The organism is Microbacterium maritypicum, from assembly GCF_041529975.1.
Classification (GTDB): domain Bacteria; phylum Actinomycetota; class Actinomycetes; order Actinomycetales; family Microbacteriaceae; genus Microbacterium.
In genome coordinates this window covers 734354-755966 of the sequence record NZ_CP168030.1, presented here as the reverse complement: position 1 = coordinate 755966, position 21613 = coordinate 734354, and the positions used below count along the sequence as shown (strand labels likewise).

25 protein-coding genes and 1 tRNA gene are annotated in these 21613 nt (G+C 68.7%); 10 read left to right on the top strand and 16 right to left on the bottom strand.

Annotated elements, in window-relative coordinates:
• Positions 1-39 precede the first annotated feature (39 nt).
• Positions 40-624, bottom strand: coding sequence for a hypothetical protein (locus ACCO44_RS03615; protein ID WP_029263781.1), 585 nt, complete (start codon positions 622-624; stop codon positions 40-42).
• Positions 625-754: 130 nt separating this feature from the next.
• On the opposite strand from ACCO44_RS03615, the gene ACCO44_RS03610 reads away from it, so the two are divergent.
• A complete protein-coding gene (locus ACCO44_RS03610) occupies positions 755-1594 on the top strand; it encodes an SDR family NAD(P)-dependent oxidoreductase (RefSeq protein ID WP_372468407.1) in 840 nt (279 codons plus the stop codon).
• 15 nt (positions 1595-1609) lie between these two features.
• Here the strand turns inward: ACCO44_RS03610 and ACCO44_RS03605 are convergent, their stop codons facing one another.
• The 8 genes from ACCO44_RS03605 to ACCO44_RS03570 form a co-directional block, all read right to left on the bottom strand.
• Positions 1610-2470, bottom strand: coding sequence for a hypothetical protein (locus tag ACCO44_RS03605; RefSeq protein ID WP_372468406.1), 861 nt, complete (start codon positions 2468-2470; stop codon positions 1610-1612).
• A complete protein-coding gene (locus ACCO44_RS03600) occupies positions 2470-2715 on the bottom strand; it encodes a hypothetical protein (RefSeq protein ID WP_029263778.1) in 246 nt (81 codons plus the stop codon). Before ACCO44_RS03600 ends, ACCO44_RS03605 begins: the two co-directional genes overlap by 1 nt.
• A 109-nt stretch (positions 2716-2824) precedes the next feature.
• Positions 2825-3490: a GntR family transcriptional regulator gene (locus ACCO44_RS03595; protein WP_105711077.1), complete on the bottom strand. Its 666-nt coding sequence runs from the start codon at positions 3488-3490 to the stop codon at positions 2825-2827.
• 124 nt (positions 3491-3614) lie between these two features.
• Positions 3615-4256: an NADPH-dependent F420 reductase gene (locus ACCO44_RS03590; RefSeq protein WP_105711076.1), complete on the bottom strand. Its 642-nt coding sequence runs from the start codon at positions 4254-4256 to the stop codon at positions 3615-3617.
• 68 nt (positions 4257-4324) lie between these two features.
• Positions 4325-5266 carry a GNAT family N-acetyltransferase gene (locus tag ACCO44_RS03585; RefSeq protein WP_051662313.1) on the bottom strand — a complete coding sequence of 314 codons (942 nt, stop codon included), beginning with the start codon at positions 5264-5266 and terminating at the stop codon, positions 4325-4327.
• 16 nt (positions 5267-5282) lie between these two features.
• Positions 5283-5717, bottom strand: coding sequence for a Fe-S cluster assembly sulfur transfer protein SufU (gene sufU / locus ACCO44_RS03580; protein WP_105711074.1), 435 nt, complete (start codon positions 5715-5717; stop codon positions 5283-5285).
• Entirely contained in the window at positions 5714-7021 is a 1308-nt protein-coding gene (locus ACCO44_RS03575) for an aminotransferase class V-fold PLP-dependent enzyme (RefSeq protein ID WP_372468403.1), read from the bottom strand. Before ACCO44_RS03575 ends, sufU begins: the two co-directional genes overlap by 4 nt.
• Positions 7022-7063: 42 nt before the next feature.
• Positions 7064-7444, bottom strand: a complete 381-nt coding sequence (locus tag ACCO44_RS03570) for a winged helix-turn-helix transcriptional regulator (RefSeq protein ID WP_372468402.1) — start codon at positions 7442-7444, stop codon at positions 7064-7066.
• A gap of 89 nt (positions 7445-7533) precedes the next feature.
• Between ACCO44_RS03570 and ACCO44_RS03565 the strand changes: the two genes are divergently transcribed.
• The gene (locus tag ACCO44_RS03565) at positions 7534-7926 is read left to right on the top strand and encodes a nuclear transport factor 2 family protein (protein WP_029263771.1); all 393 of its coding nucleotides are present in this window, start codon (positions 7534-7536) and stop codon (positions 7924-7926) included.
• A gap of 62 nt (positions 7927-7988) precedes the next feature.
• Positions 7989-8636, top strand: coding sequence for a LysE family translocator (locus tag ACCO44_RS03560; protein ID WP_372468401.1), 648 nt, complete (start codon positions 7989-7991; stop codon positions 8634-8636).
• A 19-nt stretch (positions 8637-8655) separates the two neighbouring features.
• On the opposite strand, the gene ACCO44_RS03555 is transcribed toward ACCO44_RS03560, so the two are convergent.
• Positions 8656-9456 carry a DUF1206 domain-containing protein gene (locus ACCO44_RS03555; protein WP_091035920.1) on the bottom strand — a complete coding sequence of 267 codons (801 nt, stop codon included), beginning with the start codon at positions 9454-9456 and terminating at the stop codon, positions 8656-8658.
• A 64-nt stretch (positions 9457-9520) separates the two neighbouring features.
• Positions 9521-10156, bottom strand: a complete 636-nt coding sequence (locus ACCO44_RS03550) for a GyrI-like domain-containing protein (RefSeq protein ID WP_372468400.1) — start codon at positions 10154-10156, stop codon at positions 9521-9523.
• Between the two features lie 308 nt (positions 10157-10464).
• Between ACCO44_RS03550 and chvE the strand changes: the two genes are divergently transcribed.
• The 5 genes from chvE to ACCO44_RS03525 all read left to right on the top strand — a co-directional run bounded on the left by chvE (position 10465) and on the right by ACCO44_RS03525 (position 16389).
• Positions 10465-11616, top strand: a complete 1152-nt coding sequence (gene chvE, locus ACCO44_RS03545; protein WP_372468398.1) for a multiple monosaccharide ABC transporter substrate-binding protein — start codon at positions 10465-10467, stop codon at positions 11614-11616.
• Between the two features lie 64 nt (positions 11617-11680).
• A complete protein-coding gene (gene mmsA, locus ACCO44_RS03540) occupies positions 11681-13222 on the top strand; it encodes a multiple monosaccharide ABC transporter ATP-binding protein (RefSeq protein WP_105711069.1) in 1542 nt (513 codons plus the stop codon).
• The gene (gene mmsB / locus ACCO44_RS03535; protein WP_029263765.1) at positions 13219-14397 is read left to right on the top strand and encodes a multiple monosaccharide ABC transporter permease; all 1179 of its coding nucleotides are present in this window, start codon (positions 13219-13221) and stop codon (positions 14395-14397) included. The genes mmsA and mmsB overlap by 4 nt, the downstream gene beginning before the upstream one ends.
• Before the next feature lie 37 nt (positions 14398-14434).
• Complete coding sequence (locus tag ACCO44_RS03530) at positions 14435-15613, top strand: ROK family transcriptional regulator (protein ID WP_372468396.1); 1179 nt, start codon at positions 14435-14437, stop codon at positions 15611-15613.
• Entirely contained in the window at positions 15610-16389 is a 780-nt protein-coding gene (locus ACCO44_RS03525; protein ID WP_029263763.1) for an ATP-binding cassette domain-containing protein, read from the top strand. The genes ACCO44_RS03530 and ACCO44_RS03525 overlap by 4 nt, the downstream gene beginning before the upstream one ends.
• Positions 16390-16416: 27 nt before the next feature.
• On the opposite strand, the gene ACCO44_RS03520 is transcribed toward ACCO44_RS03525, so the two are convergent.
• The 3 genes from ACCO44_RS03520 to ACCO44_RS03510 all read right to left on the bottom strand — a co-directional run bounded on the left by ACCO44_RS03520 (position 16417) and on the right by ACCO44_RS03510 (position 19127).
• Positions 16417-17280 carry a GyrI-like domain-containing protein gene (locus ACCO44_RS03520; RefSeq protein WP_372468394.1) on the bottom strand — a complete coding sequence of 288 codons (864 nt, stop codon included), beginning with the start codon at positions 17278-17280 and terminating at the stop codon, positions 16417-16419.
• A 93-nt stretch (positions 17281-17373) separates the two neighbouring features.
• Positions 17374-17508 carry a methionine/alanine import family NSS transporter small subunit gene (locus ACCO44_RS03515; RefSeq protein ID WP_081859865.1) on the bottom strand — a complete coding sequence of 45 codons (135 nt, stop codon included), beginning with the start codon at positions 17506-17508 and terminating at the stop codon, positions 17374-17376.
• Entirely contained in the window at positions 17505-19127 is a 1623-nt protein-coding gene (locus tag ACCO44_RS03510; RefSeq protein ID WP_262002207.1) for a sodium-dependent transporter, read from the bottom strand. The genes ACCO44_RS03515 and ACCO44_RS03510 overlap by 4 nt, the downstream gene beginning before the upstream one ends.
• 156 nt (positions 19128-19283) lie before the next feature.
• Between ACCO44_RS03510 and ACCO44_RS03505 the strand changes: the two genes are divergently transcribed.
• Positions 19284-19799, top strand: coding sequence for a hypothetical protein (locus ACCO44_RS03505; RefSeq protein WP_372468391.1), 516 nt, complete (start codon positions 19284-19286; stop codon positions 19797-19799).
• 47 nt (positions 19800-19846) lie between these two features.
• Here ACCO44_RS03505 and ACCO44_RS03500 read toward each other — a convergent pair whose 3' ends face one another.
• Both ACCO44_RS03500 and ACCO44_RS03495 read right to left on the bottom strand, forming a co-directional pair.
• The gene (locus ACCO44_RS03500; protein ID WP_372468389.1) at positions 19847-20521 is read right to left on the bottom strand and encodes a haloacid dehalogenase type II; all 675 of its coding nucleotides are present in this window, start codon (positions 20519-20521) and stop codon (positions 19847-19849) included.
• Positions 20522-20579: 58 nt separating this feature from the next.
• Positions 20580-20668: transfer RNA gene (locus tag ACCO44_RS03495), tRNA-Ser, on the bottom strand.
• A 186-nt stretch (positions 20669-20854) separates the two neighbouring features.
• On the opposite strand from ACCO44_RS03495, the gene ACCO44_RS03490 reads away from it, so the two are divergent.
• Entirely contained in the window at positions 20855-21565 is a 711-nt protein-coding gene (locus ACCO44_RS03490; protein WP_105711064.1) for a potassium channel family protein, read from the top strand.
• Positions 21566-21613: the final 48 nt, after the last annotated feature.

Genomic DNA, 21613 nt, shown 5'->3' with positions numbered 1-21613 from the left:
CAGCCTACAACAGTCCTGACGCGAAAGCGAAACGAGGCCTCAGTCGCTCGCCGCCTCGGCTTTCTGCTGCTTCTTGCGCCGTTTGGCCCGCGCGCGCTGCTCGGAGGAGAGCGCCTGCAGGTCGACGAGACGCAGCGCCTGCATGCGTGCCTCGCGCATGCGCCCGTAGTCGGGATCTTGATCCGGTCGCATGCCCTCGACCCGCAATCGGCGGTCGAGATTGTGGCGCACGTCGGCCCAGGCGGCGTCCCGCGCCTCTTCGACGATCTGCGCCAGACGTTCCCGGTCTTCCATCATCTCGCGCAGGCGCTGGCCGACCCCGGTGGACTGCTTGGCCCGGCGGCGCAGGTTTCGCACATCGCGGTCGCGGTAGTCGTGCGTGCCCACCGGATCGGAGTGCCGACCCCTGGCCCGCTTACGCAGCGCGGTGACGTTGGCGGCCGCTTCTTCCGATTCCTCGGCCATCGCCCGCAGCGCCTCCCGCGCGTCGTCGATGTACTTCTCCATGTCGAAGACACCGTCTTCGGCGATGGTGCCGATGAGGATGTGATTCTTCACGGCGAGGCGCGCGGCAGCCGTCGCGATCGCGACGCCTTCGGCGATGGCATCCGCTGTCCGTCCCACCGGTACCTCCTCTCCACGAGCGTACCGGTATCACTGGGGCCCGGTGTCGGCCAGAATGGTTCCGGATCAGCATGCCCCACCCCTCCGACATCCGCAGCCACGGCCCCGGATCGCGCACCGCAGGAGACTCATGAAACACCTCGATCTCGCCGGCAGCACCACCGTGATCACGGGCGCCGCGAACGGCATGGGCGCCGACATCGCCCGCCTGCTGGCCACCCGAGGAGCGCACCTCGCCCTGATCGACCACGACAGTGCCGCGCTCGCGACCCTCGCCGCCGAACTGGGAGACGCCCGGGTGACCAGGCACGTGGTCGACCTCCGCGACGACGACGCCGTGTTCGCCGCCGCCACCGAGATCACCGCAGCGCATCCGAGGGTCAACGCCCTCATCACCTGCGCCGGCTCGTCGATGCTCGGAAACCTCGACCAGCTCACGATGGAGGAGATGCGCTGGCTCACCGACGTGAATCTCTGGGGCACGGTGTCGATCACCAAGGCGCTGCTGCCCGCCCTCCGCGCTGCGCCCGCCGCGCACATCACCCACTTCGCGAGCGTGTATGCGCTCGCCGCTCCGGCCGGGCGCATCCCGTACGCGCTGAGCAAGTTCGCCGTGCGGGGCTTCTCCGAGGCACTGCGGCACGAGCTGGAGGGCACCACGGTCAGCGTCGGCGCCGTCTATCCGGCCGGGGTCCGCACCGGCATCATCCTGCACGGGCGCTACGCCGCCGCGATCGATCCGGAAGTCGCCGCTCGTGCCGCCGCCGCACAGGCCGCGATGTACCACACCGACCCGGCGGACGCTGCGGCCCGCATCGTCCGAGCGACCGAGCGAAGGGCTGCCCGCACGATGGTCGGACGGGAGGCACGACTGATCGACGTGCTCACGCGCATCGCCCCGTCGTCGTACTGGCGCGTGATGCGACGGCCGCTGCGCGCGGCGATCGACACGACGACGCCGGTCGCCTGACCGCACCGGGCCGGGTCAGCGGACCGCGCCCACCCAGATCCCCGACGCCCACGCCTGCTGATCGCCGTTGCACCCCACCGAGCCGGGGTAGCCGCGGACGACGGCCATGCAGTTGGCGAGGAACTCCGGGTCGTTGCCGAACATCGAGGCGTACGCGCCGGATGACGTGAGCGCACCCCAGACCCGGAACTGGTAGATGTGCGCGAGCTCGTGCGCCATGGCCCAGTTCAACCGGCCCGCACTCCAGTTCGCGATGTCGCCGCGGTACTTGATGTAGCCGTTGCTGTTGGCGCAGGCCGGCGCGTTCCCGCCCGCGCACGACGACGACTCGTACAGCCCGACACCACCTCCGCCGACGAGGTCGAGCGCCGCCCGCACCCGCGCGTACCCGTCCGGCCCGCTCGATGTCCAGGCCGGGCCACCCGGTCCTGCGCTCTGCGCGGCCTGCACCGAGGCGACCTGAGTGCCGACCTTCTCGGCGAGCGCATGCACCGTGGCCGTGGCCGCCGTGACCGTGGCGGGGTCCCTCGACTCGGCCAGCACGGTCTGCTGGGCCGACAGCGCGGCAGCCCGATGAGAGGCGGTGTCGACCATCCCCTGTGCATTGTCGAAGACGCGGCTCAGGGCCGTGATCTCGGCGACGAACGCCGGCCGCACCGCGAGCACCGCCGCGCGGTCGGCCGTGTCCTGCTCCGCCTGCGCGATCGTCGCCTCGAGATACTCGGTGCGCTGCCTGGCCTCGTGGTATTCCTGCGTCAGGCTGCCGAATTCCGCCACGACCGCGACGCGCTCCCGATCGAGGGCATCCGCCCGCGCGAGCACTCCGGCGGACAGCACGACCGCCGCCGCGAGCGTGACCGCCAGCACCCGGCGCATCACTGCAGGAACCCCGTGGTGTCGCCGATCTCGGCATCCTGCTCAGCGATCTGCGACCGCAGTGCGGTGAGCTTCTGCGCGAGCTCGAGGTTCTCCCCGTGGGATTCCTCCAGGGCGCGCTCGACACGGACGATCTCCGCTTTGACGGCGGTGAGGGCTGCCACCCGCTCCTGATCGGCGATCGCGACCAGCGCGACTCCTCCGAGAAGCAGCAGGCACCCGACCGCGACAGCAAGACTCCGCATCTCGCTCCCCAGAACAGCGCAACGTTTCCGGACCGACTCCGATCGGACCAATATACAACTGGACCCGTCGTCGGTGTTCCCGAATGTGCGCGAGCGGGACGGCGGCGGTTCAGACCAACAGGTCGCTACCGTCGGCGAGACGACGCTCGGCTGCCGACTGGCCGCTGGCGAGGTGAGCGGGCACGATACGGCGGAGCGCTTCCGTGTCGCGTGCGGCCATCGCCTCGAGGATGATGCGGTGTTCTTCGGCCATGGCGAGCAGATCGTCGTGCTGCCCGAACAGCCACCGCAGCCGGGTGAGGAACACCGCGATGAGCTCCCCGAGCATCTCGTTCCCCGCGAGTTCGACCGCAACCTCGTGGAATTCGGCCGCCGCGATCCGCGCAGCCTCCGAGTCCTGGGCCGTGGCCGCCGCGAACTCGCGCTCGTAGGCGGCTCTGATCCGGGCGATACCCGCCTCATCGTGACGCTCGGCGGCGAAGACGAAGATGAGCGTCTCGATGGCCTCACGGACCTCGGCGAAATCCTGGATGTCGCGGCGGGTGAACTCGCGCACGACCGCCCAGGTGCGGGGGCGTGCGACGACGACCCCTTCGGCCACGAGGGTGCGGATGGCCTCGCGGACCGGGAGGCGGGAGACGCTCAGCTCGGCCGCGATGTCGCGCTCGACCAGACGCGACCCGGGCGCACGTCGGCCCAGCACGATGTCGTCGCGCAAGATGCGCGTGACCCTGACCGATTCGAGTTCGCCGCTTGTCCCCATAGCCCCCGCCATCTGGGCATTCTCGCATCACGGGCCGGGTTACTCAACTTTTGGTATCCCAACACGCCCGGGATGCCTCGGTCCGGGACGAGCGCGCGAGACGCGGAAGGTCTCGGTCGCGCTCGCCCCAGAGACCTCAGGGGAGGCGGTTGGCGATCGCGATGTTCGCGGTCAGCTCGTCGGCGTTCTGCCGCACGACGTACGCCGGGCGATCACGCTCGACCCGCCACGACTCGCTCAGCGGCCCGACGTTGACCGTGTCGAAGCCGGCCTCGTCGTAGAAGCGCGTCGCGAACGCGACGGCCTCGGCGTCGTCGCCGGCGGTGGCCAGCGCACGACGGTTCGGGGCTCCGGCCGGCTTGCCGTCGGTCGTGATCTCGGCCGCGAAGATGTGGTTGAACGCCTTGGCGATCTTCGAGTCCGGCAGCGCGCGCTGCACCAGCTCCGACGTCGTCGTCTCTCCCTTGTCGAGAGCCTCGATGTGGCCGTCGCGCTCGAAGTAGTAGTTGTTCGTGTCGAGCACGATCTTCCCGGCGAGCTCTGCGGCGGGGAGCGCGTCGATCGCGCGAAGCGGGACGGTCACGACCGCGACGTCCGCGGCTGCCGCGGCGTCTTCCGCCGTGGCGGCCTTCGCGCGGGGCCCGAGCTCCTCCACGAGGTCCGCGAGCGTCTCCGGACCGCGGGAGTTGGCGATCACGACGTCGTAGCCGTTCGCCACCGCGACCCGCGCGACCTGGCTGCCGATGTGTCCTGCACCGATGATTCCGAGAGTAGTCATGCTGGGGGCAACGTCGAGCACCGCGGACTATTCCCTTCGTGTCGGGCTGTGTCGTCCCGTGACCGGCGTCACAGTTCGCGCAGCAGCGTCTCTTCGGTCCGCCGGTAGCCGAGGCTCTCGTACAGCTCGACGGCAGCGGCGTTGAAGCCGAATACGTGCAGCCCGATCGAGTCGGCGCCGAGTCGTCGGGCCTCGCGTTCGGCAGCGTGCATCAGCTCGCGCCCGTACCCCTTGCGGCGCTGATCCGCGGCGACCTCGATGTCGAGCACGAACGCATGCGCATGTCCGTCGCGTTCGCGCATGCCGAGCCAGAGGATGCCGACCTCGACACCGTCGACGGTCGCCGTGAAGAGCTCCTGCCCCGGGGTGGCGAGCCCGTCCGGCAACTCCTCGACCAGCTGACGGTGCGACTCCGCCGCGGCGTCCTCCGGGGAGAACCGACCGGATGCCACGAGGTCCTGGGCGAATCCCGCTTCCGATGCCGTGACGAAGCGGGGGAACCTCTCCGCGGTCATCGGCAGCACCTCCACGTGTGCGGCGACATCACGCGAGGGCAGCGGCTCGAGCACCATCTGGATCGACGCGACCGTGAAGCCGCGATCGTCGACCAGCGCGTGACCCGCCGCATCCTGCGGGAGCAGCGGCACACTGATCTGCGTGGCGCCCATGTCGTGCGCGATGGTGAGGATCCGCGCCACCAGCTCGTCGTTCTGAGTGCCGGTCAGCTCGGTCTCGACGGCGAGGTCGAGGAGGAACAGCTTCGTGCCGGCGAGCACCAGCCACAGGGTGCCGAGCTCGCGCCGGCCCTCGTCGAGGATCCGCATGACCCGTGCCGTCGGCGTCGCCGCCCCGTGCGGCAGCAGCTCGTCGAAGTACTCATCGGCGAACGCGACCGCATCATCCCCGACACGCCTCCCCGATGCGCGGTTGCCGTCGATGAGGCGCTGTCTGGCCGCGCCTCGCCACTCGTCGAAGCGTCCAGCGGGCAGGGGCTTCAGATGCACGGGCATGCATCCATCCTGCACCTCAGCTGCGGGTGAGCGCGTCCTCGGCGGCGACCCAGGCCAGCATGGCGCACTTGACCCGCGCCACGTACTTCGACACCCCGCCGAGGGCCGCGGCATCGCCGAGCAGCTCCTCGTCGGGCTCGATCTTGCCGCGGGAGCGCATCGCCTCTCGGAACGCCGCGATACGCACCTCGAGGTCTTCGACGCTGAGTCCTTCGGCGAGCTCGGCGAGGAGCGAGGCGGAGGCCTGCGAGATCGCGCATCCATGGCCCTCCCACGCGATCGCCTCGACGCCCCCGTCGGGACCACGGTGCACCTGCAGCGTGATCTCGTCGCCGCAGGTCGGGTTGAGCTGGTGCGACTGCGCCGGGATCTCGTCACGCAGCCCGTAGCCGTGCGGGGTGCGCGAGTGATCCAGGATCAGCTCCTGATACAGGTTCTGCAGGTCGCTCATGCGCCCCTCCGGAAGAAGTCGATCGCTCCGGCGACACCCTCGATCACGGCGTCCACCTCGGCCTCTGTCGTGTACAGGTAGGTGCTCGCCCTGGTGGACGAGGTGACGCCGAGGCGTCGGTGCAACGGCTGGGCGCAGTGGTGTCCGACGCGCACGGCGATGCCGAGGTCGTCGAGGAACTGCCCGACGTCGTGCGAGTGGATGCCGGCGACATCGAAGCTCGCGAGCCCCACGCGCGGCAGATCGATCCCGGCACCGAGCACGCGGACCCCGTCGATCGCGCTCAGCCCGTCGACGAGCCGACGCCCGAACGCGGCCTCATGCGCGGCGATGCGCGGCATCCCCACCTCGGTCAGGTAGTCCACGGCCGCGGCGAGCGCGATGGCCTGCGACACCCGCTGCGTGCCGGCCTCGAACCGCTGCGGCGGCGGCAGGTACTCGGCTTCGGTCGTGGTGACGGTGGTGATCATCGAGCCGCCGGTGAGGAACGGGGGCATCGCGGCCAGGACCTCGCGCCGGCCGTAGAGCACCCCGATTCCGGTGGGTCCGAGCATCTTGTGGCCGGACATCACGGCGAAGTCGACGCCGAGCGCGCGCACATCCAGGGGCAGGTGCGGTGCCGACTGGCAGGCGTCGAGCAGGGTGAGGGCGCCGACCTCGCGGGCGAGCGCGACCAGGCGCTCGACCGGGTTGATCACGCCGAGCACGTTGGAGACGTGCGTGAACGCCACGAGCTTCGTCCGGGCCGTGATGAGTTCGGCGGCGGCGTCGAGCCGCAGTGCACCGTCGTCGTCGAGAGGGATCACCTTCAGCGTCGCGCCGGTGCGGGCCGCGAGCTCCTGCCACGGGATGAGGTTCGCGTGGTGCTCCATCTCGGTCGTGACGATCTCGTCACCCTCACGCAAGCGGAGCCGCTCGGCGGCCGCTCCCCCGCGCCCGAGCGACGCGTTCGACAGCGAGTAGGCGACGAGGTTGATCGCTTCGGTCGCGTTCGAGGTCCAGACGACCTCGTCGTCGTCGGCCCCGATGAAGCGCGCGAGAGTGCCGCGAGCATCCTCGAAAAGCTCGGTGGCCTCGGCGGCCAGCGTGTGCGCCCCGCGGTGCACTGCCGAGTTCATGGTGATCGAGAACTCGCGCTCGGCATCCAGCACGGCCGATGGACGCTGCGAGGTCGCGCCCGAGTCGAGGTACACGAGCGGATGCCCCTGCACCTGCGTGTGCAGGATCGGGAAGTCCTCGCGGATACGCCGCACCTCGGCCTCGCTCAGAGGGGCGATCACGTCGACACCGGAAGAAACGCTCATCGTTCCAGTTTCCCACCTGCGAGCCCGGGGTGGGCCCGCGGGTCAGCGCCCGTCGAGCGTCTTCGCGTCGGCGACCTCGTCGTAGCGGTCCTGCGCGTCGAGCACGTCCTCCACGTGGGACTCCGCCCAGACCTGCAGCGCCTGGAGCGGTTCATGCAGGCTTCGGCCGAGCGGGGTGAGCAGGTAGCGCGAATGGCCGTCGTCGCCGACCGCTCGCTCCAGCATGCCGTCGCGTTCGAGGGCACGGAGCGTGTCGACGAGCACCTTCTTCGTGATCCCGTCCACCCGGTGGTGCAGCTCGCCGAAGCGCAGCGGCTGCTCGTGCAGGAGGACGACGATCATCGCGGTCCACTTGTTCGCGATGCGGGCGAGCGACGCCCGAGACGGACAGCTGGCGGAGAACACCGTCCACGTGCGCGACATGCGCTGCTCCTCCCGGTGACGTTGAAGTAACCGCGCCCTCGGCGAGACGCTGGATGCTCCAGAGTACCGACCACACGAGAAGGAGCATCATGTCGGCGATCGACGTTGTAGGACAGTACGGTGCGGCCCTGGCCGCGGGAGACATGGGGGCACTGGCGGCCACCTTCCATCCGGATGCCGTGTGGCACCAGCCCGGCGCCAACCAGGCATCCGGCGACCACGTCGGCCCCGACGCGATCCTCGCCCACCTCGGCCGCTTCATGGAACTCAGCGGCGGCACGTTCGTGCTCGAGACCGACTCGGCGACGGAGGCCGGCGACCTCGTCTCCGCCACCGTGCGCTTCCGTGCGCAGCGCGCCGGACACGATGACCTCGACCAGCACGGCGTCGACGTCTTCCGCATCGCGGGCGACCGCATCGCCGAAGTCTGGCTCATCAGCGAGGACCAGGAGGCGGAGGACCGCTTCTGGGGTCAGGGCTGACCGACCGGCGTCGGGCGGTCGCACTCTCGACCGCTCGACGCCCGCGCCCCTAGGCTCGACCCATGATCGCCCCGGACACGCTGCTCGCCTTCGTCGTCGCGGCGTTCGTCATGGTCGTGATCCCCGGTCCGACCGTGCTATTCACGATCGGCCGGGCCATGGCTCTCGGGCGGATGGGCGGGTTCCTCAGCATCCTCGGCACGGCGATCGGCTCGATCGTGCTGGTCGTCGCGGTCGCGCTCGGCGTCGGCACGATCATCGCCCAGTCGGCCGTGCTGTTCACCGTCGTCAAGGTGCTCGGCGCCGGCTACCTGATCTTCCTCGGCATCCAGGCCATCCGGCACCGGAAGGATGCGGCGCGCGCGATGATCGCCGCTCCGGCGCGGCGCTCGGGATGGCGGCTGCTCACCGAGGGCTTCGTCGTGGGAGTCACCAATCCGAAGTCCATCGCGTTCTTCCTCGCGATCCTGCCGCAGTTCGTCGATCTGCACGCGGGTTCCGTCCCCGCGCAGCTCTTCCTGCTCGGAGTGATCGTCGTCGTCATCGGCGTGACGTGCGATGCCGTCTGGGTGCTCCTCGCCAGCGCCGCCCGCGACTGGTTCGGCCGCTCACCTCGCCGCATCGAGGCGATGGGTGCCACCGGCGGCGGACTCATGATCGCGCTCGGGGCGTTCCTGCTGGTCTGGAGCGAGAAGCCCGCGAGCGCGTGAGCGCCCGGCGCGACCCTGCTCACATGCGAGCGAAGCGCGCCCGGGCGATGCAGAAGACTCCGTAGATCGCGAAGCCCGCGCCGACCGCTCCCAGGACGAGTCCGCCGAGAGGCAGCTCCAACAGACTGTGGAGCGCGGCATCGAGCCCCGCGCCCTTCTCCGGATCCTGCGTGACCGCGGCGACCACGAACAGCACGCCGGTCACGCCCACCGCGATGCCCTTGCCGAAGTAGCCGATCACCCCGAGCGTCACGATGCCACCGCGTGCGACTCCCGTCGGCAGATCGAGCAGCTTCTCGAAGCCGCGCGTGAACCCGCCCACGACGAAGCCGATCCCCACGCCGACCACCGACAGTCCGATGACGACGAGCAGGGCGACGCCGCCCGGAGCGGAAAGCACCACGGAGCTGAGGGTCTTCGACGCCGTCTCCGAGTCGGCGTTGCCACCCAGCGCGTAGATGAGGGCCATGCCCGCGACCACGAGGTAGGCGAGGGCGATGCCGAAGAGCTTGACGCGCTGCCCCCACTTCTTCGTCTCGGCGGGGTCGGCGGCGAGGAACGCACTCGCGATCTGCCACACGGCCAGAGCGATCAGCCCCGTGGCGACGAGCACGAGCAGCAATCCGCCGACCGGGTTGTTCCGGATCTGCTCCATCGCCCCGTCCTGGTCGGCGTCGCCCGAGGCCCCCGCGGCGATGGTGATGGCGATCGCGCCGATGATGACGTGGATCAGGCCGAGGACGACGAACCCGACACGGGCGATGCGGCGGAAGGCGGTGGACCCCTTGGCGACGCGCGCAGCGTGCTTGACCGTGCTCATCATTGAAGGGTATCGCCGAGGACCCACCCGGCGGAGGGGCTTGCTTTCCCGGCGCCTCTCGGCATCAGGCGCTCGACGATACGGGCTGCCGGAGGATGGTGCGCAGCTTCGCCGGATCGGTGCGACGCAGGTCGCTCAGGTAGATCTCGTGATGCAGCCCGGTCATCGTCAGGCCTTGCTCGGGGATGAAGCGGTGATGCAGGTCGTCGAGGACCGGCCCCTCATCGTCGAACGGACCGACGTGCAGAGTCTGCACGCTCATCCCCTCGTCGAGGGTCTCCAGCCGCACGGAGCCGAGTGCGGGCACCGGCTCCTTCTTCTTCGCCGCTCTCTGCGCCACGGACTCCACCGCGTCGGCGAACATCGAAGACGTGATGTGGTCGCCGACCATGATCATCAGCGTCCACTGCCAGGCGGACTTGTCGCGATGAGTGGTGAACGACTCCATGTCCGATGCGTGCCAGAGCCCTTCGAGGGGCATCACGACCGTGTCGATGCCGAGCTCGTCGCGGCTCGCGAACTTGAGCGTGTAGGCCAGGGGGAACAGAGCCGAGACGGCCTCCGCATAGGCCGGGGAGGTGTTCGGGTCTCCGGCGCCGTCGATCATCAGGTACTGCATCGGCGGCACCTCGACGATGCGGAACTCACCGCGCTTCGCCCGATACGCGTCGAGGGTCTTCTTGGGGTCGATCGCCGCCATGACGTGCCTCCCTGGTTCCGTGCGCCCAGTGTGACACGGGGCACAGACACCGGCTACCGCCCGCCCGAGTTAGCTTCGAGTCTCGAAGGTAACTCCCGGATTTCCCACCTTGCGACGACCAAACTCCGGCCATCGGGGAAGAAATCCCCACTCGATGAGGCCTAGTCTCAATCATCACGAAACGATCACGTTCGCTTGACTTCGAGTCTCGAACTCAAGAAAGTGATCCGAGGCGGATCCCGAATGGCCGGGACGCCCACCCTCCGGACTTCGGCCGGAGGACGCATTGCACAGCAAAGGAGCTCGGAATGAAGAAGAAGTATGCACTCGCGGCCCTCGGCCTCGCGGGAGTCCTCGCCCTCGCCGGTTGCGGCGGCGGCGGAGCCGGCTCCGCGGGCGGCGACACGAAGGCTTCCGGCGACAAGGGCGACCTGCTGATCGGCGTGTCCATGCCGACGCAGACCTCCGAGCGCTGGATCGCCGACGGCACCGCCGTGCAGGAGGGGCTGGAGAAGGCCGGCTATCAGGTCGAGCTGCAGTACGCCGGCGACGACATCCCGACGCAGGGCCAGCAGATCGACCAGATGATCACCAAGGGGGCGGATCTCCTGGTCATCGCCGCGATCGACGGCACCGCCCTGTCGTCGCAGCTCGACGCCGCTGCGGCAGCGAAGATCCCGGTCATCTCCTACGACCGCCTCATCCGCGACAGCGAGAACGTCGACTTCTACGTGACGTTCGACAACTACAAGGTCGGCGTGCAGCAGGCCACCTCGCTGCTGGTCGGCCTCGGCGTGCTCGATCAGGACGGCAAGGACACCGGAGAGAAGGGCCCGTTCAACATCGAGCTCTTCGCCGGCTCTCTCGACGACAACAACGCCCACTTCTTCTGGCAGGGGGCGATGGACACGCTGCAGCCTTACATCGACGAGGGCGTGCTCACGGTGCCGTCGGGGCAGACCGACATCGAGCAGGCGGCGATCCTGCGCTGGCAGCAGGAGACCGCGCAGAAGCGCATGGAGGATCTGCTCACCTCGACGTACGGCGGCGGCACGAAGCTCGACGGCGTGCTCTCCCCCTACGACGGGATCTCCCGCGGCATCATCACGGCACTCCAGGGCACCGGCGGTCTCGGCGCCACCATCGCCGACGGTCTCCCGATCGTCACCGGACAGGATGCGGAGATCGGCTCCATCAGTCTGATCGACCAGGGCGTGCAGTTCTCGTCCATCTTCAAGGACACGCGCAAGCTCGCCGAGCAGTCGGTCGTGGTGGCGGAGGACATGCTCGAGGGCGAGGAGCCCGAGGCGAACGACACGGAGACCTACGACAACGGTGTGAAGGTCGTGCCGTCGTACCTCCTGCAGTCGGACATCGTCTATAAGGACAACATCACCTCGCTGCTGGTCGACTCGGGCTACTGGACCCAGGCCGAGGTCGACGCCGGCGTCGCCGAGTAGTCATCGCTCCGGGGCGTGACGTCGACACGGCGTCACGCCCCTCTCGACGGAAAGGAGCCGGTTCATGACGACACCGGTACTGCAGATGCGGGAGATCGAGAAGAGCTTTCCCGGCGTCAAGGCGCTCCAGGGCGTCGACCTCGATGTCCGCCGCGGCGAGATCCACGCGATCTGCGGCGAGAACGGCGCGGGGAAGTCCACCCTCATGAAGGTGCTGTCGGGTGTCTACCCGCACGGGGCGTACGAGGGAGAGATCGTCTACGAGGGCGAAGAGGCGAAGTTCGGATCCATCAGCGACTCCGAGCACGTCGGCATCGTGATCATCCATCAGGAGCTCGCGCTGATCCCCTACCTCAGCGTCGCGGAGAACATCTTCCTCGGCAACGAGCGTCGGGGAGCGGGCGGACTCATCGACTGGGACCGCGCGAACTCCGAGGCCTCGCAACTGCTCGCCCAGGTCGGTCTCGACGAGAACCCCGCCACGCCGGTCGGCCAGCTCGGCGTGGGCAAGCAGCAGCTCGTCGAGATCGCGAAGGCACTGTCGAAGAACGTGCGCCTGCTCATCCTCGACGAGCCGACCGCCGCGCTCAACGACACCGACTCGGCCCACCTGCTCGACCTGCTCCGGCGCCTGCGCGACGGCGGGATGACGTCGATCATCATCTCGCACAAGCTCAACGAGATCGACGCGATCGCCGACCGCACGACGATCCTCCGCGACGGTCGGTCCATCGAGACGCTCGACATGAGCGATCCGGCCTCGACGCAGGACCGGATCATCCGCGGCATGGTCGGACGCGACCTCGCCCATCGTTTCCCCGAGCGCGTGCCGGAGCTCGGAGAGGAGGTGCTGCGGATCGAGAACTGGACCGTGCATCACCCGACCCAGCCCGGACGGGTCATGGTCGACGATGCCTCCCTCACCGTGCGTGCAGGAGAGGTCGTGGGCATCGCCGGGCTGATGGGCGCCGGACGCACGGAACTCGCCATGAGCGTGTTCGGCCGCACCTACGGGCGCAACGCGAAGGGGCGAGTCCTCGTCCGCGGCAAAGAGGTCGACACGTCGACCACGAGCGCCGCCATCCGCGCCGGGATCGCGTACGCGACCGAGGACCGGAAGAAGTTCGGGCTCAACCTCATCGACGACATCCGCCACAACATCACCCTCGCGTCGCTGCGGATGATCAGCCCCGGCGGCTGGATCGACGCGAACCGGGAACTCCGGATCGCAGAGCAGTACCGCGCCGAGATGAACATCAAGACGCCCAGTGTGCTCCAGCTCGTGGGCAACCTCTCCGGCGGCAACCAGCAGAAGGTCGTGCTCAGCAAGTGGATCCAGACGGAGCCCGACGTGCTGATCCTCGATGAGCCCACGCGCGGCATCGACATCGGCGCCAAGTACGAGATCTACACGATCATCAACCGCCTGGTCGCGGCGGGGAAGGGCGTGCTCGTCATCTCCTCCGAGCTGCCCGAGCTGCTGGGCATCTGCGACCGCATCTACACCCTGGCCTTCGGCAGGATCACCGGCGAGCTGCCGGCCGCCGAGGCCACCCAGGAGAACCTCATGCAACTCATGACTGTCGAAAGGACGGCCGAACGATGACCGGCGTCACCAACCTGTTGAGCCTCGCCACGCGCAACCTGCGCCAGAGCGGCATCCTCGTCGCCTTCATCGCGATCGTGGCCTTCTTCGCCATCCTGAACCCGACGTTCCTCTCCCCGGGGAACCTCACGAACATCGTGCTGCAATACTCCTACATCCTGATCCTCGCGATCGGCATGGTGATCGTCATCATCGCCGGTCACATCGACCTCTCCGTCGGCTCGGTCGTCGCCCTCACCGGTGCCACCGCCGCGGTCCTCGTGATCCGGATGCAGCTGCCCTGGTGGGTCGGCGTCATCGCCGCGCTGGTGGTCGGCCTCCTGGTCGGCGCGTGGCAGGGGTTCTGGGTGGCATTCGTCGGCATCCCGGCGTTCATCGTGACGCTCGCCGGCATGCTGCTCTTCCGCGGCCTGACCTTCATCGTGCTGGGCAACGTCTCACTCTCGCCCTTCGGCGGCACCTACTACTCGATAGCCAACGGATTCTTCAACGGACTCTTCGGCGGCTACGGGGTCGATGTGTTCACCCTCGTGATCTTCGCCATCGGCGTGGGCGGCTATGCGGTGTGGCAGGTGCGCAGCCGACGCTCGAAGGTCGCGCACCAGCAGTCGGTCGAGGCGCTGGGCTGGTTCATCCTGAAGATCGCCCTGATCGCCGCCGTCGTGATGTGGTTCGGCTACCAGTTGTCCACCAGCCGCGGTCTGCCGTTCGTGCTGATCCTCCTCGCCGTGCTGATCATCGCCTACTCGGTCATCACGCAGAAGAGCGTATTCGGGCGTCACGTCTACGCGATCGGCGGCAACCTGCACGCCGCACTGCTGAGCGGCGTGAACGTGCGCCGCGTCAACTTCTGGATCTTCGTGAACATGGGACTGCTCGCCGGTGTCGCCGGCGTCGTCTTCTCCTCGCGCACGAACGGCGCGCAGCCGGGAGCAGGGAACATGTTCGAGCTCGACGCGATCGCCGCCTGCTTCATCGGCGGCGCTGCGGTCACCGGTGGCGTGGGGCGCGTCGGCGGGGCGATCGTCGGCGGTCTGATCATGGCGGTGATGAGCAACGGCATGCAGCTCATGGGCCTCGACCAGGCGACACAGCAGGTCGTGAAGGGCCTGGTGCTCCTGATCGCCGTGGCCTTCGACGTCTGGAACAAGCGTCGGGCGGGTGCCGCCCGCTGACCCCGGCGGTGCCGATCCCACGCGATATGCTCCCGCTATGAGCAGATGGTCGAGCGGTTCCCAGTCGGGATTGCGCGAGGCCAACACGGCCAAGATCGTCGACGCGGTCAAGCGCTTCGGCGGGCTCACCCAGGTCGAGCTCGCCGAAGCGACCACCCTGTCGACGGCGACGGTGTCGGCGATCGTGAAGGAGCTCTCGCTCTCGGGTCTGGTGGAGACTCACCCGACCTCGCGGAGTGGCCGTCGCGCACAGCTCGTCACCATCGCCCGGCGTGCCGGGCTGGTGGCCGCCGTGCACATCGGAAGCCGCAGCATGCGGGTGCGTCTCAACGACGTCGGGCAGTCCGTGCTCGCCGACCGGTCGATGCCGCTGCCGGCCGACCACGCCGAGGACACGGTGCTCGATCGCATCACGCTCCTCATCATCGAGATGCTGGACATGATCGCGGCGCAGGCCGACGAGCTGATCGGCCTCTGCATCGCGATTCCGGCGCCGATCGACCCCGACACCGGTCTGGTCGCCTATCCGGGCGTCATGAGGCGGTGGGAATCGCAGCCCATCGCCGCGGTCGTCGAACAGCGCCTCGGATGCCCGGTGCTGGTCGAGAAGGACGCCAACCTCGCCGCGCTCGCCGAGGCGACGCTCGGCACGGCACGGGACGTCGCGGACAGCCTGTTCATCAACGCCTCGTACACGACGAGTGCCGGCATGATCATCGATTCGCGGCTCTACCGCGGACGCGGGGGCACGGCGGGTGAGATCGGACACGTGCAGGTCGACCCCGCCGGATCCATCTGCCCCTGCGGGCAGCGCGGTTGCCTCGAGACCGTCGTCGGAGCCGAGGCCGTCACGGCACCGCTGCGGGCCGCCTACGGCCAGGTCACCTTCAAGGACGTCATCGCCCGCGCCGCCGCCGGCGACCCCGGCTGCGCGCGGGTGGTCTCCGATGCGGGCGCGACGCTCGGCCGTGTGGTCGCGGGTGTCTGTCAGACGCTCGACCCCGAGATCATCACGATCGGCGGCGAGCTCGCCGACGCCGGCCCGGTCTTCCTGCTGCCGTTCGGCGCCGCCCTGCGCGAGCACGCGCCGCAGCGCCGCGCTCCTCGCCGCGAACCGATCCCCGCGTCGTTCGGCAAGGACACGGTGCTCGTCGGCGCGACCATCCACATCCTGCAGTCGACCGATCCGTCCCAGCTTCTCGAGGGCCGCTCATGACTCTCTCGGCGTCGCAGGCGGAGCCGCTGCTCACCCTGCGCGGCATCACGAAGCGCTTCGGTGCCGTCGAGGCGCTCACCGACGTCGATTTCACGGTGAACGCGCGCGAGGTGGTCGGCCTCGTCGGCGACAACGCCGCCGGCAAGTCGACGCTGGCGAAGGTCATCGCGGGTGCTCTCACCCCGACCTCCGGCGAGATCCGCATCAACGGCGAGCGCGTCGACATCTCCTCCCCCGCCGAGGCGAACCGACTCGGCATCGCGACGGTCTTCCAGGACCTCGCCGTCTGCGAGAACCTCGACGTGACGGCCAACGTCTTCCTCGGACGCGAGCTGCGCACCTCCAAAGGCATGCTGCGCGAGGGCGAGATGGAGAACGCGACGCGGCAGGCGCTGACCGATCTGGCCGCCAACATCCCGTCGACCCGCACGCCGCTCAACTCCCTGTCCGGTGGCCAACGACAGGCCGTGGCGATCGCACGCACCCTCATCAGCCAGCCCCGGCTGGTCGTGCTCGATGAGCCGACCGCTTCGCTCAGCGTCGCGCAGACCGCCGACGTGCTCACCCACATCGAGCAGCTCCGTGAGCTCGGGCTGGGCGTCGTGTTCATCAGTCACAACATCGCCGACGTGCAGGCGGTGTCCGACCGTGTCGAGGTGCTGCGGCACGGCCGCAACAACGGCAGCTTCTCCAGCCAGGACGCCGCCTACTCCGATCTCATCGCCGCGATCATCGGTACCTATCGCCCGCCCAGGAAGGGCGATGCCCCGCGCTGATCGACGTCGACGCGGGGCATCGGGTGTTCAGTCCTGCTCGACGGGCAGCCAGAGCTCGCACGACGCGAAGTCGCCGGTGAACTCGAGGTAGCGCACGATCGAGGGGCCGGGCCGCAGCCGCCACGGGTTCGACGGGAACCACTCGGTCGCCGTGGCCGCCCACAGGTTCTGCAGCGTCGCCGGGAACGGACCCCGCGCGGCGAAGACCGCCCAGGACCCTTCGTCGAGGCGCAGGGAATCGAGGTCGTCGGGCACCGCGGTGGTGTCCTGCAGCGCGACGCCGTGCAGGTATGTGAGCGGCGTGCCCTCCGCAGCATCCGGCTCGATGTCGGCGGTGATCGCGAGGATCCCGGCCGGTTCGGCGTCGGCGAGCGCCTTGAGGCGCGCGTGCTCCTCGGGCGGGATGGCGGCGATGTGCGCCTGGATGTGCGGGTTGACGCCCTCGTGGATCAGCGGGACCTCGGCGGCGTGACCGGCGAGGACGAACGCGGGACGGTGGGTGATGGTGACGTCCATCGGGGTGCTCCCTTCGACGCTCAGGCGGAACCGGAGCGTGGGTTGTGTACGGAGAGGACCCCCGTCTCGGCGCGCGTCGGCCGGCCCGATGCCGTGCACCGCACGGAAGGCGCGACCGAAAGCCTCGACCGAGCCGTATCCGTGGCGCACGGCCACATCGAGCAGGCTCGAGGCGCCGGCGGCGAGTTCCGCGCCGGCGAGCGTCATGCGACGGCGCCGCACGTACTCCGACAGCGGCATGCCGGCCAGCGCCGAGAACATCCGCCGCAGGTGGTATTCGGTCGTGCCGTGCTCGCGTGCGAACCCGGCGACGTCGAGCTCGTCGGAGCGAGTGGCTTCGACGAGATCGACCAGGGCGTTGAGCGTTCCGATCATGAGGTCCTCCTTTCCCCACCATCGTCGCCGCGCCCGGGCCGCCGGCACCCGACTTCTCAGGTCGGATGCGATCGGCTCGCCGTCAGCGCGCGGTCACAGCTCGACGGGCGGTGCCGGCTCGTTCTCCGCGGCCTCGGGATGACGGGCGAGATTCACGATCGCGGCGACGAGGCCGCCCCAGATCGTGACCATGGCGATGATCATCATGACGATCGCTGTCGTGGTCATGCGCGTTCTCCCTTCTCCGGCGTCGCGACGATCGGAACAGCCGACGTCTCCGCATCCGGCTCGTACTGCTCCTCGGCCAGGAACTCGTCGTACTCCGGGTCGTCCTTCGCGTGCGAGCGTCCGCTCCACGGCAGCGCCGACAGCAGCAGCGCCAGCACGACGAGGGCGATCACCATGCCCCAGCCGAAGATCGCGAGGAACCACCCCGGATACCCGCTGTACGGCTCGTTGATCTTCGTCATGAGCTCGCTGACGAGCAGGTAACCGAGCACCAGCGGCGCGAGCACGCCGACGAGCAGCTTCCAGAGCAGTCCGACCCGGAAGCTGGAACGGCGGTTGAGGTGCTCGACGAACACCGGGAGCTTGTGCAGCAGCCACGCGACGATGATCACCGCCACCAGCGCGACGGCCATGATGCCGAACGCATTGACGAAGGCATCCGCCGTATCGAGCACCGACAAAGCCGTGGTCGTCGAGAAGAGCGCCATCGAGACGATCGCGAGCGGGATGGCCACCGTGAGCGTCGTGCGCACGCGCGCCCAGCCCAGCTTGTCCTGCAGCGCGGCGACGATCACTTCGAGGATCGAGATGAGTGAGGTGACCCCCGCGAACACGAGCGCGCCGAAGAACAGCACGCCGATGATCGAGCCCCCGGTGGCCTGCGAGACGATCGTCGGGAAGGCGATGAACGCCAACCCAATGCCCGAGGACGCGACGCCGGCGACCTCGGTCCCCTGTGCCTGCGCCATGAACCCGAGTGCGGCGAAGACGCCGATACCGGCGAGGATCTCGAAGCCGGAGTTGGCGAAAGCCACGACCAGCCCGGATCCGGTGAGGTCGGTCTTGCGCTTCAGATAGGAGGAATAGGTCACCATGATGCCGAAGGCGACCGACAGCGAGAAGAAGATGTGCCCATAGGCGGAGGCCCAGACGCCCGGGTCGGCGAGCGCCTCCCAGTTCGGGGTGAAGAACGCGTTCAGACCTTCCATCGCACCGGGGAGGAAGAGCGACTGCACCACGAGGATCGCGAACATCACGGTGAGCAACGGCATCAGGATCATGTTCGCGCGGCCGATGCCGCGCTTCACGCCGAGCGCCATGATCACGATCACGATCAGCCAGACCACGACCAGGGGGATGCCGACCTGCGGCACGAACTCGGTCGAGACCCCGACCTCCGCGACGTCCGCCGACCGCAGGAAGTCGATGAAGAAGAAGTCGTTCTCGTTCCCCGGCCCCCAGGTGAGCTGGGCCGAGAACCAGGTGTACATGGCCGCCCACGCGATGATCACCGCGTAGTACACCGCGATAACGACGCAGATCAGCACCTGCCACCAGCCGAGGGGCTCGGCCGCCCGGTGCATGCGGCGGAACGCCAGCGGCGCCGAACCGCGGAACCGGTGCCCGATCGCGTAGTCGAAGAACAGCAGCGGGATGCCCGCCGTCAGCAGCGCGCACAGATACGGGATGAGGAAGGCCCCACCGCCGCCCTCATAGGCGACATAGGGGAACCGCCAGATGTTCCCGAGGCCGACCGCAGATCCGATCGCCGACAGGATGAACACGTTCCGCGATCCGAAAGCCTCGCGTTTATGGGTCTGCGTCGATGCGGTGGCCATGCCGGTGAGACTACCGGAGGGCCACGACGAACGCAGCACACCTCGTCGGCGTCGCCCCGCACCCCTGGTGCCCCTTCACATTCGGCGTTCAGAATTTGTGAACCGCGATCACATACTCTCGAACGGTCGGGGGATCTCTGGGGAGAGCGAATAGCCATGAACGTGAACGACCTGCTCATCGGCGTACCCGGCGCGCTTCCGCCACTCCCGGACGGGGAGAATCCGTTCCTGACGGATGATGCGCTGGTGGGCTCCCAGATCACACGGATCCTCGTCGATGTGCTCGGCGGGACTGTCGGCGTGCTCCTGGAACTGGGGCAGTCGACACGTCTGCGCGGCACCACTGCACTGTTGCGGGTGACCGGCGTGGAGCAGCAGAGCTGGCGCTGCACGCCGATGGCGGATGAGTTCACGGCCTGGTCGATCACCGGGATGACCGTGCAGCAGCGCGATGACGAGTTCCACCTCGTGATCGACTGCTTCCCGGTCGGAGCTCTGCTGGTGGTGGGCGCTGCGGCCGACTTCACCCTTCTCCACGCAGTGGCGCCCGATGTCGCACCACCGGATGACCATTTCGACCCGCGCGCGCTGATCCGCTTCGGCATCGCGGACGAGTCGACGGAGGTCGAGCCCATCGGCAGCGCGCGCTCGGCGGGCGGCTGCTGCTGCTGAGAGAAAGGGCAGCTGCTGCTGAGAGAAGAGGATCGATCCGCCGCGCTCTAGATGAGCGCGTCGGCGAGCTGCTGAAGTCCGTCGAATCGACCGTCGAACGTGTCTGACGGAGTCGGCGGGTCCCCCACCGGGCGTCGCACGTATACAGTCCGCATTCCCACCGCCTGCGCGCCCCGCAGATCCCAGGCATGGGCCGCGACCATCAGCACGCGCGAAGGATCACCGCCCGCAGCTTCCACCGCCAGAGCGTAGACCTCGGGGGCAGGCTTGTAGGCGCGGACGGCGTCCGCCGAGAGCGCCAGATCCCATTCCAGGCCGGCGTGCGCTCCCAGCCGATGCAGCGTCTTCGTCGTCGCATTCGACAGCCCGAGCACGCGGAACCTCTGCGCGAGTCGCGCGACACCGTCGGCGGAGTCGTCCCAGGGCGGAAGCCGCTCAGCCGCGGATGCCAGTCGATCGATGCGGGCCTGGTCGTCGAGCCCCGCCGCTTCAGCCACCCGCAGCGCTGCCTCGCGATCGAGGCTCTCGGTGTCGGCGTAGTCGCGTGCGCCTCGCCCGATGCGGGCCTGTTCGCGTTCGATGTGACCCTGCCAGACACCGAGCAGCTCGTCAGGGTCACGGGCAGCGCCCACCGCTTCGGCGATGGCGGTGCGAAGGCCGCGGGGTTCGTCGACGAGGGTGCCGAGCACGTCGAAGACGACGGTCGTGATGTCGCGGAACATGCTCTCGAGTCTGCCGTGAACGACAGACGACCGGGCCCGCAAGCGAAGAAAGAAAGTGCGGAGACGAGGGGATTTGAACCCCTGGTCCCCGTGAGGGGACTCCACCTTAGCAGGGTGGTGCACTCGGCCGGACTATGCGACGTCTCCGTGGATCCGACCCGAAGATCGGATGCACTCAGCCATCATAACGGGTTCGGCGGACAGTCTCGAACCGGGGCCGCGACTCCCGTTCCCGCCGACGCGCACTCGCCCTGAGAGGGGATGCGCCCCGGCGCTGGGATACTGGCCGCACATCATGGACGACGGCGTCCATCGCACCGAAGTGGAGTCGCCATGCCCCTGACAGAAGCGGTGGACGAGCAGCACGTCAGAGGTCGGCTCGGCCGCCGGTGGGATGACCGCGCTCTCGGGTACGGGATCGTCCTCATCCTGCTCATCGTGTCGTACGGCCTGTGCGCGATACAGCCCAGCACCGACCCGAGCCCGTGGGCCTTCCTCCCCATGCTTGCGACGGTCGCCATGGTCTTTCATGTGACCCGGGCCCGACGCATGGTGCAGCGGGTCTCCTGGGTCGTGCTCTCCGTCGCCGGGGTCACCGCCGTCATCGCCGACCTGTTCGGACTCGAAGGACCATTGCTCGCCATCCCACTCTCGGCCGCGTCGATGATCGCACTGCTCGTCGCCCCGTGGGTCGTCATCGCCCACCAGGTGACCCGGCGCGGCCTCAATCTGGAGGCGCTGCTGGCGGCGATCACCGCCTACATCCTCGTCGGCATGTTCTTCGCCTTCGTGTACAACCTGATGTCGCAGATCTCGGTGGATCCGCTGTTCGGCGAGGCAAGCCTCGACTCGCTCGGCAATCAGCTGTTCTTCTCCTTCACGGCGCTCACGACGACCGGTTACGGAAATCTCGTGCCGGTCGGTACCGGCGGCCAGGCGGTGGCCATCGCCGAGGGCATCACCGGTCAGCTGTTCCTGATCACGGCGGTCGCGCGGATCATGCGGGGCGCGAGCGCGAAGCGCGCCACGACCAGCGACGCCTGAAGGCGAGGCGGTCCGCCCCACGCCCTCGCCCTCGCCCACGCCCTCGCC